This is a genomic window from Pseudomonas sp. R5(2019), from assembly GCF_009905435.1.
Taxonomy (GTDB): domain Bacteria; phylum Pseudomonadota; class Gammaproteobacteria; order Pseudomonadales; family Pseudomonadaceae; genus Aquipseudomonas.
Genome location: NZ_JAAAMT010000003.1, coordinates 33,569 through 47,999, shown reverse-complemented (window position 1 = coordinate 47,999; position 14,431 = coordinate 33,569). Strand labels below are relative to the sequence as shown.

Genomic DNA, 14,431 nt, shown 5'->3' with positions numbered 1-14,431 from the left:
AAAACAGTGAGCTTCAAGTGATCAATCCCAACCCTCGCATCTTGTTCATCATCCCGTATTTCGGGCGTTGGCCGTTCTGGATGCCGTTTTTTCTCGAGAGTTGCCGGCGTAACGCCGATATCAACTGGCTACTGTTCAGTGACTGCGGAATCCCTCAGGACCTGCCCAAAAACGTGCAGGTTGAGGAGATTGGTTTTACTGAATATTGCAAATTGGTCTCTTCGAGATTGGCCATCGACTTCGCCCCTACCAACGCCTATAAGCTGTGCGATATCAAACCCGCACTGGGCTACATTCATGAAGATCGACTTCATGGCTATGACTTTTGGGCATTTGGCGATATCGACGTTATATACGGCAACCTGCGTGCCTATTTCACCGCCGAGCGGCTGTCGCGCAACGACCTGTTCTCGACCCACGAGCGCCGCGTTGCCGGGCATCTATGCTTGATGCGCAACACCGCCTGCAAGCGCGAACTCTTCATGCAGATCAAGAATTGGCGTGCCCGCTTCACCGACAATGAACACCATGCCCTCGACGAAGGCGCGTTCAGCCGCCTGTTTCTGTGGCGCAAGAATTTTCCCAAGCCGCTGTTCAAACTGGTTGGCAAGTTCAACCCGTTGCGTCGGCGCAGCGAATTTACCGAGGCGTTCAGTACGCCCGGTGGCGCCATCAAGTGGCATGACGGCAGCAGCGATTTCCCCAACCACTGGTACTGGCGCGACGGCCGCTTGAGCAACGACCGCGACGGTGACCGCTGCTTTCCCTATTTCCACTTTCTTTGCTGGAAACAAGACTGGTGGAAGCTGGCCATACCCGATCCCGCTCGGGTGCGGCAAATCGCAGAGTCGTCGAGCTGGATTATCGACCAGACCGGTTTTCATCAGGAAAAATCATGAGAAAGGTCTTGTCAAAGCAACTGGGCTAAAACGTACGACAGCGCGATTTACCGGCAGGGCTCGACTCATCTCGCAAGCGAGCTTTTCGCGAATTTGTGCGTCAGCATGAAATGTTCTGTCGCGTAGATGCCTGACAGTGTCGTGTGTGGCTGACAATCGCCGCAGGAAAAATGATGAAAGTTTTGTTTCTGGTACAGAAAGAACAGCGCGCTATCCTCGATCGCTTGTACGAAGGGGTAGCCGAACATTGCGAGTGTGACCTGCGATGGTTGAGCAGCGCAGAGCAGGCCGATTTGCGAGGCTATTTCCGCCGAGAAGTCGATGTCACCCGGTACGACAGAATCGTCTTTTTCCTTCGGTTCAAGCAAGAAATACGGCAGGTTGGGTTCATCAAGACGATTCCCAATCTGGTTATCCTGGAGCACGATGCCTATCAGAATTACGTCCCGTGCAAGTACACCGGTAAATTCAGTGCGCATTACCGCAAGTTGCCGTGGGCGCGGGTGATCACTTCGGGCTTTACGGTCAGCGAACGCCTGTGTCAGGAAGGCTTCGATGCGGTCTTCGTGCCCAAGGGCTACGACCAGGCGCTATTGAATAATCAGGGGCGTGAGCGGGATATAGAGCTGGCGTTTGTGGGTAGCACCAACAGCGTTGCCTACAGTGGTCGCAAGGCCCTGCTGGATGAGTTGGGACAGGTCGAGGATCTGGTCGTCACACGGACAAAGTCCGGCGAGGAGTACTGTGCCACGCTCAACCGCATCCGCTACTTTGTAAGCGCTGATGTGGACATGGGTGAGTACATGATCAAGAATTTCGAGGCCATGGCCTGCGGCTGCGTTTTGTTTGCGTTCGATCAGGGTGAGCAGGAGAACCGCGCTCTGGGCTTCCAGGATATGCATAACGTCGTACTGTATGGCAGCATTGCGCAATTGCGGGAAAAGCTTGCTCGATTACGTGCCGAGCCGGCACTGGCGGATCAGATTGCCCGTAACGGGCATGATTTGGTGACCTCGAGTTATGGGTTCGGGGAATTGGGGCGGCAGGTGGTCGCTGCACTACACCCTCAATTGCGTCATCACCCGCCGTTGAGCCTTTGGAGTCGGCTGCGTTTAAAGCTGGGAATCTGATCCGGAATTTGCAGGTGTCAAGTTGGGGTGTCTGTTTTTGAATGGTCTTTTGATTGGTGCAGGTTTTGGCTCATATCCCCTTGGAATCTGCCGATTCGAGCTCAGCGATGCATGAAATAGAGTGCGATGCTCAATGAATGTCATTAACGTGATGTGGGCCGGCGGCTCGCCTTATGCTTCGGTGCATAAGGTCCATCAGCAGATTTTGTCCTTTGCCGACTCAGGCGCTTCCATCAACACCTGGCTGCTGCAAGGGAAGGCTACAGGTTGCATAGGCGATATCGGCAAGTATCGAGAGTGGCACCTTCCGCATCGCCTGCTCAAAGGGCGTCACGTCTGGGCGGTGTTGAAGCGATGGATGCAGGCCCGGCTTCGCAAGGCGGTTGCTGCCAGTGGGGCGCAGGTCCTGTTGCTCGACGGGATCGGGGTGGCGCGTATGCTCTTGCCGGCATTGGTTGACCTGGACGACATTCGAGTCATTGTAATTTTCCACGGTGTAACCCGACTTCGAGCATCCGATCGGGCGCTGCTGCGAGCCTTTCCTTCTTCGCGCCTGGCTTTGGTTGCCGTCTCTCGCACCTTGGCGACTGACCTGCAGGAAGACCTGAACCTGTCCGTGATGGCTTTGCGCAGTGCCCTGGAACCCACGAATTTCTGCTCCAGGCTATTGAGCCGTGATGCCGCTCGCCGCGAGTTGGCGATCAATGAGCCGAACGTCAAAGTGATGGGGGCAGTGGGGCGGCTGGTGGCTGACAAGGGCTTCGATTATCTGCTCGAAGCCTTCTCCACCGCTTTGAAGGAGCAGTCCGATCTGAGACTGGTGATAGTCGGCGAAGGGCCTGACCGTCTTGTACTGGAGCGACAGATCAGGCGCCATGGATTGGAAAGCAAAGTGATGCTGCCGGGGCACCGAAATGGCCTGGATAGGTGTTATCGAGCATTCGACTGGTTGCTGATCCCCTCTCGCGAGGAAGGGCTTGGTCTTGTCCTGCAGGAAGCCGTCATGGCGGGAGTGCCGGTCCTGGTCAGCGATCTGACGGTGTTTCGCGAGCAGTTAGGCGATGCCGGTTTCTATGCCGCCGCTGGCGACCAACGCGGTTGGGCACAGGCAATCGCCCGATGTGCGTCGCTGGACGCGAAGCAGGTATCCGAGAGTCAGTTTCGTGCATTGTCGCCCGAAGCTGCCTGGCAACGATTCAGTCTGGAATCGCGCTTGTTGTTGAGCAGCAAACCCGCATCAGGCCGGCAGTAAGGCTTTCTCGAGCGCAGCGAGAGGGAACTCGCTGGTGAGCCTTTCGCGGCCGATGTACCGGGCAAAATGTTGAAGGTTGCGCCTGGCCAGCCGCTTTGACAGAGGGGCGCGCAAAAAGCGCATGTCAGCGACATCAATCAATCCCAACTCCCCTTCGGGTGTCGCTACGATATTTCCCAGATGCAGTGAGCGGAAATAGATACCCGATTGATGCAGGCTGCGAATCAGTTCAATCAGGGATGGCAATGCATCCTTCCAGCTGAAGCCGGGTTGAATACTTCTCTGGCGCAATGTTTCGCCAGGCAGAGGGCTATACAGAACCGCGGTCGTTCCCGGCAGGTCCAGCTTGTGAAAGCTCAGCACGTGTAATGTCGGTATCCCGAGCTTCTGCAGTTGCAGGGCATTGTCGATAAAGCGTTTCGAGTAAGGTCGCATCAAGGCCGAAGAGAACAGACGCTTGCGTCGAAACAGTTTGAGGATATTGCCGTCTTGCAACAGGTACACTTTCGCACCGAAGCTGTCGGACTCCAGTATTCTGGCGCCAATGATCATTTTGCCTAAGGCGGCCTGAGTCAGCCGGGAGCATTGCATTGTATAAGCCTTGTCGATTGGCGAGCAGTTTGATGAACGGCAATGATGCCGAAAAGTTTAAGGATTCACCATGCCAGGTTGGCTGATTCGATGGAGAGATGTTTGATGCATGCAAATCGTGGGGCTCAGGCGTGGTTGACCGCCGGCTTACTCTGGTTTCTTTTGGCCATCGCTTTCGCACCCAGCAACAAGATCTATCAGCAAGGCCTTGTTGTCTTTTTGTGGTTGCCGACACTGGTATTTGCATGGTCGGCCCATACCCGTCTGGTCGAGGTCTGGGACGCTCAGCGATTCGTGTGTGTGGCTGTGCTGTCACTTCTGGGTTGGGCAGCGCTCAGCCTGATCTGGAGCGCCTCGCCCGATAGCGGGCGAGAAGTGAAGCGTCTGCTTTATATTTCGGTATTTCTCCTGTTTTTTCCGGTGTTGGCCAATGGCCGGAGCGAGCGTGTCATTACCGTCATGCAATGCGCAGGCGTGGGGCTCGGGCTCGCGGCATTGATCTCGATAGTCAGGTTCTATGGTCAGCAAGGGCAAAGCTGGGTTGCACGTCTAGAAGGGATTGGAGAGCTTTCACACCCCATCCTGGGTGCTTATGTGATTGCCGCCGCAATCATCTGGCTGCTTCATTGGCAACCCCGCCAACGCTGGTTCCAGGTCCTCTGGGTTGCTTCAATCACCTCTCTGGCCGCATTCGTGGTGTTTTGCCAAAGTCGCGGCGCGGCTCTGGCCTTGATGTTTACCGTGATAGCGATGCCAATCTGGTGTCGGGATCGGCGCAGTTGCCTGATTGCGCTAGGTGCTATTGCGGCTGCAGTGCTAGGTTTCTGGCTGCTGGAGCCATTGGTTCTGGCTCGTGGGTTTTCCTATCGCCCAGAGATCTTCAGGGGCAGCCTGCAAATGATTGCCGAGCACCCCGTCCTCGGTCTTGGCCTGGGTTCATTCTATGAGGTACTGAGCAACGGTATTCAGTTCGACCATTCCCACAACATGTTCACCCACATCGCAATCGAACTGGGGCTGCCTGGCCTGGCATTGTGGCTCGCTGTCTGGCTCGCAGTATTGCTGGCCGTCTGGCGCAAGCGCGATACGCCCTTTGGCAAGGGGTTGCTTGGTCTGTGGGTGTTCTCGACGCTGGCGATGCAGTTCGATGCTGCAAGCATCTCGGGCAGCCCGCGGGCGGAATGGTTCATTACCTGGTTGCCGGTAGGTTTGGCCAGTGTTTTGACCTGGGCGCATGCCCATGACCAAGCCTGTGATAAAATCGCCCGTTCTTCATAAACAGAGAGCGCGAAGATGAGTGATTCATCGCCAGCATTGGAGCAAGGCTCCAGCCTGAAAATCTATTTTCGGTTGCTGGGTTATGTGAAACCGTATGTCGGCATCTTTTTGCTGAGCATCATCGGTTTCGTGATCTTCGCGTCGACACAGCCGATGTTGGCCGGCATCCTCAAGTATTTTGTGGATGGCCTGAGCAATCCCGAAGCGGTGCTATTCCCCCACGTACCCTATCTGCGCGACTTGCAATTGCTGCAAGCCGTGCCATTGCTGATCGTATTGATCGCGGCCTGGCAAGGAGTGGGATCGTTCCTGGGTAACTACTTTTTGGCGAAGGTCTCGTTGGGGCTCGTCCACGACTTGCGCGTCGAGTTGTTCAATAAGCTCTTGGTTCTGCCCAATCGGTATTTCGATACCCACAACTCCGGGCATTTGATTTCAAGAATCACCTTCAACGTGACGATGGTCACAGGTGCTGCGACAGATGCGATCAAAGTGGTGATCCGTGAAGGCCTGACCGTGGTCTTCCTGTTCGGCTACCTGCTCTGGATGAACTGGAAACTGACGCTGGTAATGCTGGCCATTCTGCCTCTGATTGCCTTTATGGTGGGTAGCGCCAGCAAAAAATTCCGTAAACAGAGCAAGAAGATTCAGGTCGCAATGGGCGATGTGACTCACGTAGCATCGGAAACCATCCAGGGCTATCGGGTGGTGCGCAGCTTCGGCGGCGAGCGCTATGAACAGGATCGCTTTTCCAGCGCCAGCCAGAGCAACACCGACAAGCAATTGCGTATGACCAAAACCGGAGCAGTCTATACGCCCATGCTGCAACTGGTGATATACAGCGCCATGGCCATGCTGATGTTCTTGGTGCTCTATCTCCGTGGCGATGCCAGCGCGGGTGATCTGGTTGCTTATATTACCGCCGCCGGTTTGCTGCCCAAGCCCATTCGCCAATTGTCCGAGGTCAGCTCGACCATCCAGAAAGGCGTTGCCGGTGCTGAAAGCATTTTCGAACAGCTGGATGTAGAACCTGAAGTGGATCAGGGCACGGTCGAACGCGAATCCGTTAGCGGGCTTCTGGAGGTTCGCAACCTGACCTTCAAGTACCCAGGTACCGAGCGTGAAGTACTCAGCGACATCACGTTCACCGCGATGCCAGGGCAAATGATTGCGCTGGTGGGACGTTCAGGCAGTGGCAAGTCGACCCTGGCCAGCCTGATACCGCGTTTTTACCATCACGAGCATGGGCAGATATTGCTCGATGGAGTCGACACCGAAGAGTATCGACTGCGCAACCTGCGGCGTCACATTGCCCAGGTCACTCAGCATGTCACCTTGTTCAACGACACCGTGGCCAACAATATTGCCTATGGTGATCTGGCCGGCGCTCCTCGCGATCAGATCGAAGCCGCTGCCGCAGATGCTTACGCCAAGGACTTTGTCGACCAGTTGCCTGAGGGTTTTGATACTCAGGTAGGGGAAAACGGCGTTCTGCTCTCAGGTGGTCAACGCCAGCGCCTGGCGATTGCGCGTGCATTGCTGAAAAACGCACCGCTGCTGATTCTCGATGAAGCGACTTCGGCGCTTGATACTGAGTCCGAGCGACACATTCAGGCAGCACTCGATCAGGTAATGAAAGGCCGGACGACACTGGTCATCGCTCACCGCCTGTCGACCATCGAGAAGGCTGATCTGATTCTGGTTATGGATCAAGGTCGTATCGTCGAGCGGGGTACTCACGCTGAATTGATGGCGCAAGGCGGCTTCTATGCCCGCCTGCACGCAATGGGGTTGGATGAACCGGTTCAAGCCGGTATCGCTTGAGTGTACGAGCGTCGGGCTGCAACAGCCCGGCGCTCGCTGGACGCCGATTGCGAGATCGACACCACGGTGCTGGACCTGAACACCGCGACCCAGCGGCTAGTGCAAACCCTTGACCGGCGTGGGGTCACGGCAATTGCAATCAATACCACCTCACGGCTGTAAACAAGGCGGCATCTTCCCTGTGCTAATATCGCGCCCCTGTTCATTTTGTATGTGGGTTGCTCCATGAAATTGTCGATGCCGCGATTCGATCAAGCCCCTGTGTTGGTGGTCGGTGATGTGATGCTCGACCGTTACTGGCATGGCGGTACCTCACGGATTTCGCCCGAGGCCCCGGTTCCGGTGGTCAAGGTCGAGCAGATCGAGGACCGCCCCGGTGGCGCGGCGAACGTTGCGTTGAACATCGCAGCCCTGGGTGCACCGGCGTCCCTGGTGGGCGTCACCGGTGAGGATGAGGCGGCCGAGAGCCTGGCCAACAGCCTGGCCGCCGCAGGCGTGCGGGCGAACTTCCAGCGCATTGCCCATCAGCCAACCATCGTCAAGCTGCGGGTCATGAGCCGGCACCAGCAATTGCTGCGTATCGACTTTGAAGAACCCTTCGCCACCGACCCGTTGTCGCTGGGCAACGCAGTCGATGCCTTGCTTGATGGCGTCAAGGTCCTGGTGCTGTCGGACTACGGCAAGGGTGCGTTGAAGAATCATCAAAGCCTGATCCAGGCCGCCCGCGACAAGGGCATCCCGGTGCTGGCCGACCCCAAGGGCAAGGATTTCGCCATCTACCGTGGCGCCAGCCTGATCACGCCAAACCTGAGCGAGTTCGAAGCCATCGTCGGCCGTTGCGCCGATGAAGCAGAGCTGGTCGCCAAGGGTGCGCGGCTGATGCAGGAACTGGAACTGGGGGCGCTTCTGGTGACCCGTGGCGAGCATGGCATGACCCTGCTGCGCGCCGATCACCCGGCCCTGCACCTGCCGGCGCGGGCACGTGAAGTGTTCGATGTCACGGGCGCGGGCGACACTGTCATCTCGACTCTGGCCGCGGCCATCGCGGCCGGCGAAGAGCTGCCCCACGCCGTGGCGCTGGCCAACCTTGCCGCTGGCATCGTGGTGGGTAAATTGGGTACCGCCGCCATCAGCGCGCCGGAATTGCGCCGGGCGATCCAGCGTGATCAGGGTTCCGAGCGTGGTGTGCTCAGCCATGACCAGTTGTTGCTGGCCGTCGACGATGCCCGGGCGCACAACGAGAAAATCGTCTTCACCAATGGCTGCTTCGACATCCTTCATGCCGGCCACGTGACCTACCTTGAGCAGGCACGGGCGCAGGGTGATCGCTTGATCGTTGCGGTCAACGACGATGCCTCGGTCAGTCGCCTAAAAGGGCCGGGCCGCCCGATCAACAGCGTTGACCGGCGGATGGCAGTCCTGGCTGGCCTGGGCGCGGTGGACTGGGTGACCAGTTTTTCCGAAGGCACACCAGAGAGCCTGCTGGCCCAGGTCAAGCCGGATGTGCTGGTCAAGGGCGGGGACTACGGGATCGACCAGGTGGTCGGCGCCGATATCGTCACCGCTTACGGCGGCACGGTGAAGGTGCTGGGGTTGGTGGAAAACAGCTCCACCACCGCCATTGTCGAGAAAATCCGCAAGAACTAATCCAAAAGCTTCGCGGATAAATCCGCTCCCACAAAAAGCCACCTCACCGGAAGGGGCGGGGCTTTTGTGGGAGCGGATTTATCCGCGAACAAGGTCACCGCCGATTCAAAGTTGCCCGCCCCGGGCAATCTGCAGCAACTCCCGCGCCTTGCTGGTCAACCGGTTCAAGCCCAGGCGAGCAGCGTAAGGCTGGGCGACCAGCCCTTGTTGCTTGAGCCAGTCCTTCCAGCGAATCCGTTCCTCTGTCACCAGCCAGCCCTTCTGGCGGGCGAAGCTTTCCGCCAGGAACACCCCGCGGGTGCTGGCCGGCAGCAACTGATCCTTTTTCAGGGTGTACAGCTGCGGGCAGGGATGACCGTCCTTGAGCGGCATCAGGTACAGGTCCGGGTGGCTGCGGTCGAGGCGGGCGACCAGATGATCACCCTCCAGACGTTCATCCACATGAAACAGACTCAGCGATTTGGCGTCCTTGGGGACTTCAAGGCGCAGGTCGTAAATCAATTGCAGGGAGGCCGTTGGCAGGTGCACGTAAGCGCGCGGGCGCTCGATCAATTGCAGGTTGGCGCAGCGAACCGGCCGCGCCGCGCCCGACAACGGCGTCAGGCGAAAGGGCAGGGCTTCACGGTAATGCAGGGCGTCACGGTAAGGCGTCGGCAACCAAGTGTCGTTGAAGCGCCCGCTCAGCCAGCCTTCAGGGGTTTCCAGCAGGCATTCCTCGGCCACTTCCTGCACGGCGGTGTGCAGCGGCAGGTTCAGTTCACGGGCGGGCACGTAGCCGGAAATCAGCTTGAGCACCACATCGCCCCGGTCCTGGCGACGCTGGCGCACCAGCACCCAGTACTCACGGTTCTGCCAGTGCAGGGTCAGTCGCACCGACACCCCAAGGTTCGCCAGCTCCACGGCAAAGCGCTCACTGTCGGCGATGTGCACCTGCTTGCGCCGCTGCAGGGTCTGGGCGAAATTCAATGGCCTGCCGACGCTCTGATAAGTCAGGCCTTCGGGGGTGGCTTCGACGAACAACGGCAGGGTCTTGAAGTTGCTTGGATTCTTTCTTATCAGGGTTCGCGGCATCTCGGCTCCTGCTTGCGTTGGGGGCGGCCGCGAGGGCGTCGCTAGCGATTGCGTAGCACGGCAGCGGCGGTGGCGACGTTATGGGCCAGGTGCACGGGGTTGATGGTGCCGACAATAGCACTGGTAACCCCCGGGTGCTCAAACAGCAATTGGAAGCTGGCCCGCACCGGATCAATGCCGGGGCTCAGGCAGACGTGGCCGCTGGCCAGAGCCTTCTTCACCAGAATGGCTTTGCCATGGGCGGCGGCGTAATCAATGACCGGGCGTTCCCCCTGCTCGTTCAAATTGTAGGTGACCATGGCGCAATCGCCTGTCTGCAATGCTTTCAATCCACCTTCGATGGTCTTGCCGGAAAAACCGAAGCCACGGATCTTGCCTTCGCGCTTGAGCGCCGCGAGGGTCTCGTACACGCCGGTCTCATCGAGAATCTGCAAATCATTGCCGTCCGAATGGACCAGCACCAGGTCGATGAAGTCCGTTTCCAGACGCTTCAGGCTGCGTTCCACCGAAAAGCGTGTGTGCTCGGCGCTGAAGTCGAAGCTCGACACACCGTTGTCGAATTCTTCGCCAACCTTGCTGACGATCACCCAGTCCTGGCGCTGGCCGCGCAGCAGCGGGCCCAGGCGCTCTTCGCTGCGGCCATAGGCCGGCGCGGTGTCAATCAAGTTGATACCCAGTTCCCGAGCCTGTTTGAGCAGCAGGCGCGCCTGTTGATCGTCGGGAATGGTGAAGCCGTTGGGGTACTTGACCCCTTGATCGCGCCCCAGCTTGACCGTGCCAAGGCCCAGCGGTGAGACGCTCAGGCCTGTGCTGCCCAATGGGCGGTGAAGTTCGTGCAGGGTCGGCAGGCTCATGGCAGCAGTTGCTCCCAGACAGGTTGCGCCACGGCGGGGCGCGGGAATTCAGGCAGGCTCGGGTGAGCGGCGGGCTTGATCGCATCGCGTTCAAGCTGCGCCAGTACGCGGTCGGCGAAGTCGGGTGCCAGCGCCAGTTTGGTCGGCCAGCCGACCAGCAGGCGGCCGCTTTCGGTCAGAAAAGCGTTGTCGGGTCGAACCAGGCCCGATTGGGCGGGTTCTGCACGGTCGACACGCAGGGTCGCCCAGCGCACTTGGCTTTGATCGACCCAAGGCAGCAGGTTGGCGATTTCCTTTTGCGCGACCGCGATCTGCGCTTGCGGTTCACGGGCAACGCCGTCAGCTTCGGCAATGTCGCCGCCCAGGTACCAGACCCATTGGCCATCAGCACCTGGATGGGTGGTGACGGTAATCCGCGGCTTGGGGCCGCCGCCCAGGCAGTGGGCGTACAGCGGTTTGAGGTTAGGCCCCTTGGCCAGCACCATGTGCAGCGGCCGGCGTTGCATGGCCGGCTGGTCCAGGCCGAGTGCGGACAACAACCCGGCATTGCCGGCGCCAGCACTGAGGACGATGCGCTGGGCACGAATTTCGCGGCCATCGACCTTCAGGCCAACCAGCGTGCCGCCTTCTTTCAACGGTTCGATGGACTGCCCGGCGAGCAGGCTGTCGCCCGCCAGCAAAGCCAGTTGCTGGATCAGGCTGGGGACATCGACCACCAGCTCTGCCAGACGGTAAACCTTGCCCTTGAAGCCACGGTCCTGCAGCGCCGGTGGCAGCTGGTCGCCCTTGACCTGATCGACACGGCCGCGCACCGCCTTGCTGGCGAAGAAGCTGGTCAGGTTGCCAGCCAGCGTGCCGGGGGACCACAGGTAATGGGCTTCAGACAGCAGTCGCACGCCGGACAGGTCCAGCTCGCCAGTGCCGGCCAGCGCTTCGCGCCAGCGCCGGGGCATGTCGGCAATCGCTTCGGAAGCGCCGGTGAGGGCACCATGCAGCGCATATTTGGCGCCGCCATGAATGATGCCCTGGGATTTGACGGTTTGCTCGCCGCCCAGGGTGGCGCTTTCCACCAGCACCGTCGAATAGCCCTGGCGGCGCAGGCGGGCATTGAGCCAGAGACCGGCGACACCTGCGCCGACGATCAGGATGTCGGTGGAAATAACGGATGGCATTGAACGACCTCACAGGCTGGAACAGACGCGCAGTATACAGCCTGTGAGGTTTTCTACCCGGGCGCAGGTCAATGCCCGGCAGTTTTCGAGAACACCTGAATCACCACCACGCCAAGCACGATCAAGCTCATGCCGGCCATGGCCGGCAGGTCGAGCTTCTGCCCATAGATGACCAGCGCCGCGACGCTGATCAAGACAATCCCCAGGCCCGACCAGACCGCGTAGGCGATGCCCACCGGAATGCTGCGCACCACCAGAGTCAGCATCCAGAACGCAACCGCGTAACCGGCAATCATCAACAGCAATGGCAGTGGGGTGCTGATGCCTTTGACCGCCTTCATGGAGGCTGTGGCGATCACTTCCGCGCAGATGGCGATGGCCAGGTAGTAGTAGGCAGTCATAGTGAAATCCTCCGTAGTTGCGCGCATTCTAGTCGATGGTCAGATGCGGTAAAGTCATTACCTATCTGAGCTGGAGATAGGTTGATGGCCCAACAATGGAACATCGAGCAAATACAGTTGTTTGTCCGCGTGGCCGAGCTGCGCTCGTTTTCGGCGGTCGCGCGCGAGCAGCACAAGGCGCAGTCGGCCATCAGCACGGCCATCGCCTTGTTGGAGACCGACCTTGGCGTGACCTTGTTCGAGCGCAGCAGCGGCCGACAGCCGCGCCTGACCGAGGCCGGCAATGCCCTGCTCGATGAAGCACGTGAACTCCTGCGCCAATGCGAGCGCCTGGACGGCCGCGCGCTGGCGCTGATGCGTGGGCAGGAGGCGCAATTGCGCGTGGCGCAGGATGAGGCTATGCCCTTTCAGCCGGTGATCGACAGCCTTGAGGCATTGGCCACACGCTTTCCGCTGGTTGAAGTGCAGCTCTCCAGTGCGGCCCAGGGCGATGTGGCGCGCAAGCTGGTGGAGCGTCGCGCCGACCTTGGTCTGCTGTTTCACCACGACCGGATGCCGCCAGCCATTGAGCGACGGGCCCTGGGCAGTGTTGAAATGGTCACGGTGTGCGCGGTCCATCACCCGCTGGTATCGCAGGGGCAGGTGACCCGCCAGCAGCTGGCGCAACATCGGCAGCTGCTGATCGCCCCACAGCAGAGCGGCTATCCGGGCGGCGACCCGATCAGCCCGCAGGTCTGGCGGGCCGACAGTTTCTACATGATGGCCGAACTGCTGATGCGCGGATTGGGCTGGGCCTGGTTGCCCCGCCATGTGGTGCAGTATTCGGCCTATCACGGGCACATGATCGAGCTGACCAGCGAGTGGATACCGCCGGCACTGGTGGTCGAACTGGTGTGGCGACGGGACGAGCCGCTGGGCCCTGCGGCGCAGTTCCTGGCCGAGCGCTTCGCACTGCACTTGCGAGCCATTGGCTAGTACACTTCGCCGCCATGAACAGAACTCTCTATACCCTGCTGTTTCACCTAGGCCTGCCACTCATTGCCGTGCGCTTGTACCTGCGTTCGCGCAAGGCGCCTGCCTATGCCCGGCGAATCGCTGAGCGCTTTGGCTTCAAGCTGCCGGCGCTCAAGCCTGGCGGCATCTGGGTGCATGCGGTCTCGGTGGGCGAAAGCATTGCGGCGGCTCCCATGATCCGCGCCTTGCTGGCGCGTTATCCGGACCTGCCCATCACCGTCACCTGCATGACCCCGACCGGTTCCGAGCGGATTCAGGCGATGTTTGCCAATGAACCGCGCATTCAGCACTGTTACCTGCCGTATGACTTGCCGTGGGCGTCGTCGCGTTTTCTTGAGGCCGTGAAGCCCGTGCTGGGTGTGATCATGGAAACCGAGCTTTGGCCTAACCATATCCACCAATGTGCCAAGCGCGGCATCCCCGTGACCCTGGCCAATGGTCGGTTGTCGGAGCGCTCGGCGCGCGGCTATGCGCGGTTTGCCAAGCTGACACGGCCGATGCTGGCCGAGATGAGTTTCCTGGCGGTGCAGACCGAAGTCGAAGCCGAGCGTTTTCGCCAATTGGGCGCGCGTGCCGGATGTGTGCAGGTCACTGGCTCCATCAAATTCGACCTGAACGTTGACCCACAGCTGTTGCAGCGTGCCGCTGAGCTGCGGCAAGGCTGGGGCGCCACGAGCCGTCCGATCTGGATTGCGGCCAGTACCCACGAAGGCGAAGACGAGGTGGTGTTGGCTGCCCATCGGCAGTTGCTCGATCACCACGGCGATGCCTTGTTGATTCTGGTGCCGCGCCATCCCGAGCGTTTTGCCAGCGTCTTTGCGCTGTGCAAGCAGCAAGGTTTCAGCACCGTCAGGCGCTCGGAAGGGGTCAGCGTTGAGCCTCAGACCCGCGTGCTGCTTGGCGACACCATGGGCGAGTTGCTGTTTTTGTACGCTTTGGCGGACAGCGCCTTTGTCGGCGGCAGCCTGATCGCCAGCGGTGGGCATAACCCGCTGGAGCCGGCAGCGCTGGCCAAGCCTGTGCTAAGTGGGCCGCACATGTTCAACTTCCTTGAAATTGCCGCGATGTTGCGCAGTGCCGGAGCCTTGCAGGAAGTTGATGATGCTCAGGGGTTGGCTGAAGTTGTCCGTCGCCTGATCGAATTGCCGAGCGAGGCGCAGAGGATGGGGCAGGCGGGGCTTGGCGTGATGCGCGCCAATCAGGGCGCGCTGCAGCGGTTGCTGGAGGGGTTGGGGCGGTTGCTCAAATAACCGCAACCTACTGTTGTAGGAGCAAGGCTTGCCTGCGATGGGGCGCGC

The 14,431-nt window shown here is 59.7% G+C and carries 14 protein-coding genes; 9 read left to right on the top strand and 5 right to left on the bottom strand.

The genetic code is table 11. The annotated features are described in order from the left end of the window. The first annotated feature begins 17 nt into the window (after positions 1-17). The 3 genes from GUY40_RS03130 (at position 18) to GUY40_RS03120 (ending at position 3,281) form a co-directional block, all read left to right on the top strand. A complete protein-coding gene (locus GUY40_RS03130) occupies positions 18-899 on the top strand; it encodes a DUF6625 family protein (protein WP_166567484.1) in 882 nt (293 codons plus the stop codon). Between the two features lie 173 nt (positions 900-1,072). Beyond that, entirely contained in the window at positions 1,073-2,029 is a 957-nt protein-coding gene (locus GUY40_RS03125) for a glycosyltransferase (protein WP_166567658.1), read from the top strand. Positions 2,030-2,162: 133 nt separating this feature from the next. After that, on the top strand, positions 2,163-3,281 hold the full coding sequence (locus tag GUY40_RS03120; RefSeq protein WP_166567483.1) for a glycosyltransferase: 1,119 nt from the start codon (positions 2,163-2,165) through the stop codon (positions 3,279-3,281). Here the strand turns inward: GUY40_RS03120 and GUY40_RS03115 are convergent. Continuing rightward, complete coding sequence (locus GUY40_RS03115) at positions 3,267-3,872, bottom strand: toluene tolerance protein (protein ID WP_166567482.1); 606 nt, start codon at positions 3,870-3,872, stop codon at positions 3,267-3,269. The genes GUY40_RS03120 and GUY40_RS03115 overlap by 15 nt on opposite strands. A 105-nt stretch (positions 3,873-3,977) precedes the next feature. On the opposite strand from GUY40_RS03115, the gene GUY40_RS03110 reads away from it, so the two are divergent. From GUY40_RS03110 to hldE, 4 genes are all read left to right on the top strand, one after another. Further along, complete coding sequence (locus tag GUY40_RS03110; RefSeq protein WP_166567481.1) at positions 3,978-5,150, top strand: O-antigen ligase; 1,173 nt, start codon at positions 3,978-3,980, stop codon at positions 5,148-5,150. 15 nt (positions 5,151-5,165) lie between these two features. Beyond that, a complete protein-coding gene (gene msbA, locus GUY40_RS03105; RefSeq protein WP_166567480.1) occupies positions 5,166-6,974 on the top strand; it encodes a lipid A export permease/ATP-binding protein MsbA in 1,809 nt (602 codons plus the stop codon). Further along, positions 6,975-7,136 carry a hypothetical protein gene (locus GUY40_RS03100; protein WP_166567479.1) on the top strand — a complete coding sequence of 54 codons (162 nt, stop codon included), beginning with the start codon at positions 6,975-6,977 and terminating at the stop codon, positions 7,134-7,136. Positions 7,137-7,199: 63 nt separating this feature from the next. Next, entirely contained in the window at positions 7,200-8,621 is a 1,422-nt protein-coding gene (gene hldE / locus GUY40_RS03095; RefSeq protein WP_166567478.1) for a bifunctional D-glycero-beta-D-manno-heptose-7-phosphate kinase/D-glycero-beta-D-manno-heptose 1-phosphate adenylyltransferase HldE, read from the top strand. 105 nt (positions 8,622-8,726) lie between these two features. Here hldE and GUY40_RS03090 read toward each other — a convergent pair whose 3' ends face one another. The 4 genes from GUY40_RS03090 to GUY40_RS03075 all read right to left on the bottom strand — a co-directional run bounded on the left by GUY40_RS03090 (position 8,727) and on the right by GUY40_RS03075 (position 12,119). Then, complete coding sequence (locus tag GUY40_RS03090) at positions 8,727-9,692, bottom strand: metal ABC transporter ATPase (protein ID WP_166567477.1); 966 nt, start codon at positions 9,690-9,692, stop codon at positions 8,727-8,729. Positions 9,693-9,733: 41 nt separating this feature from the next. After that, a complete protein-coding gene (locus GUY40_RS03085; RefSeq protein WP_166567476.1) occupies positions 9,734-10,546 on the bottom strand; it encodes an aldo/keto reductase in 813 nt (270 codons plus the stop codon). Then, the gene (locus tag GUY40_RS03080) at positions 10,543-11,718 is read right to left on the bottom strand and encodes an FAD-binding oxidoreductase (protein ID WP_166567475.1); all 1,176 of its coding nucleotides are present in this window, start codon (positions 11,716-11,718) and stop codon (positions 10,543-10,545) included. Before GUY40_RS03080 ends, GUY40_RS03085 begins: the two co-directional genes overlap by 4 nt. A 68-nt stretch (positions 11,719-11,786) precedes the next feature. After that, positions 11,787-12,119: a multidrug efflux SMR transporter gene (locus GUY40_RS03075; protein WP_166567474.1), complete on the bottom strand. Its 333-nt coding sequence runs from the start codon at positions 12,117-12,119 to the stop codon at positions 11,787-11,789. A gap of 84 nt (positions 12,120-12,203) precedes the next feature. Here GUY40_RS03075 and GUY40_RS03070 point away from each other — a divergent pair, with 84 nt between their 5' ends. Continuing rightward, on the top strand, positions 12,204-13,094 hold the full coding sequence (locus GUY40_RS03070) for a LysR family transcriptional regulator (RefSeq protein WP_166567473.1): 891 nt from the start codon (positions 12,204-12,206) through the stop codon (positions 13,092-13,094). Between the two features lie 14 nt (positions 13,095-13,108). Further along, positions 13,109-14,383 (top strand): lipid IV(A) 3-deoxy-D-manno-octulosonic acid transferase, encoded by a 1,275-nt coding sequence (gene waaA / locus GUY40_RS03065; protein WP_166567472.1) that lies wholly within the window; start codon positions 13,109-13,111, stop codon positions 14,381-14,383. Positions 14,384-14,431: the final 48 nt, after the last annotated feature.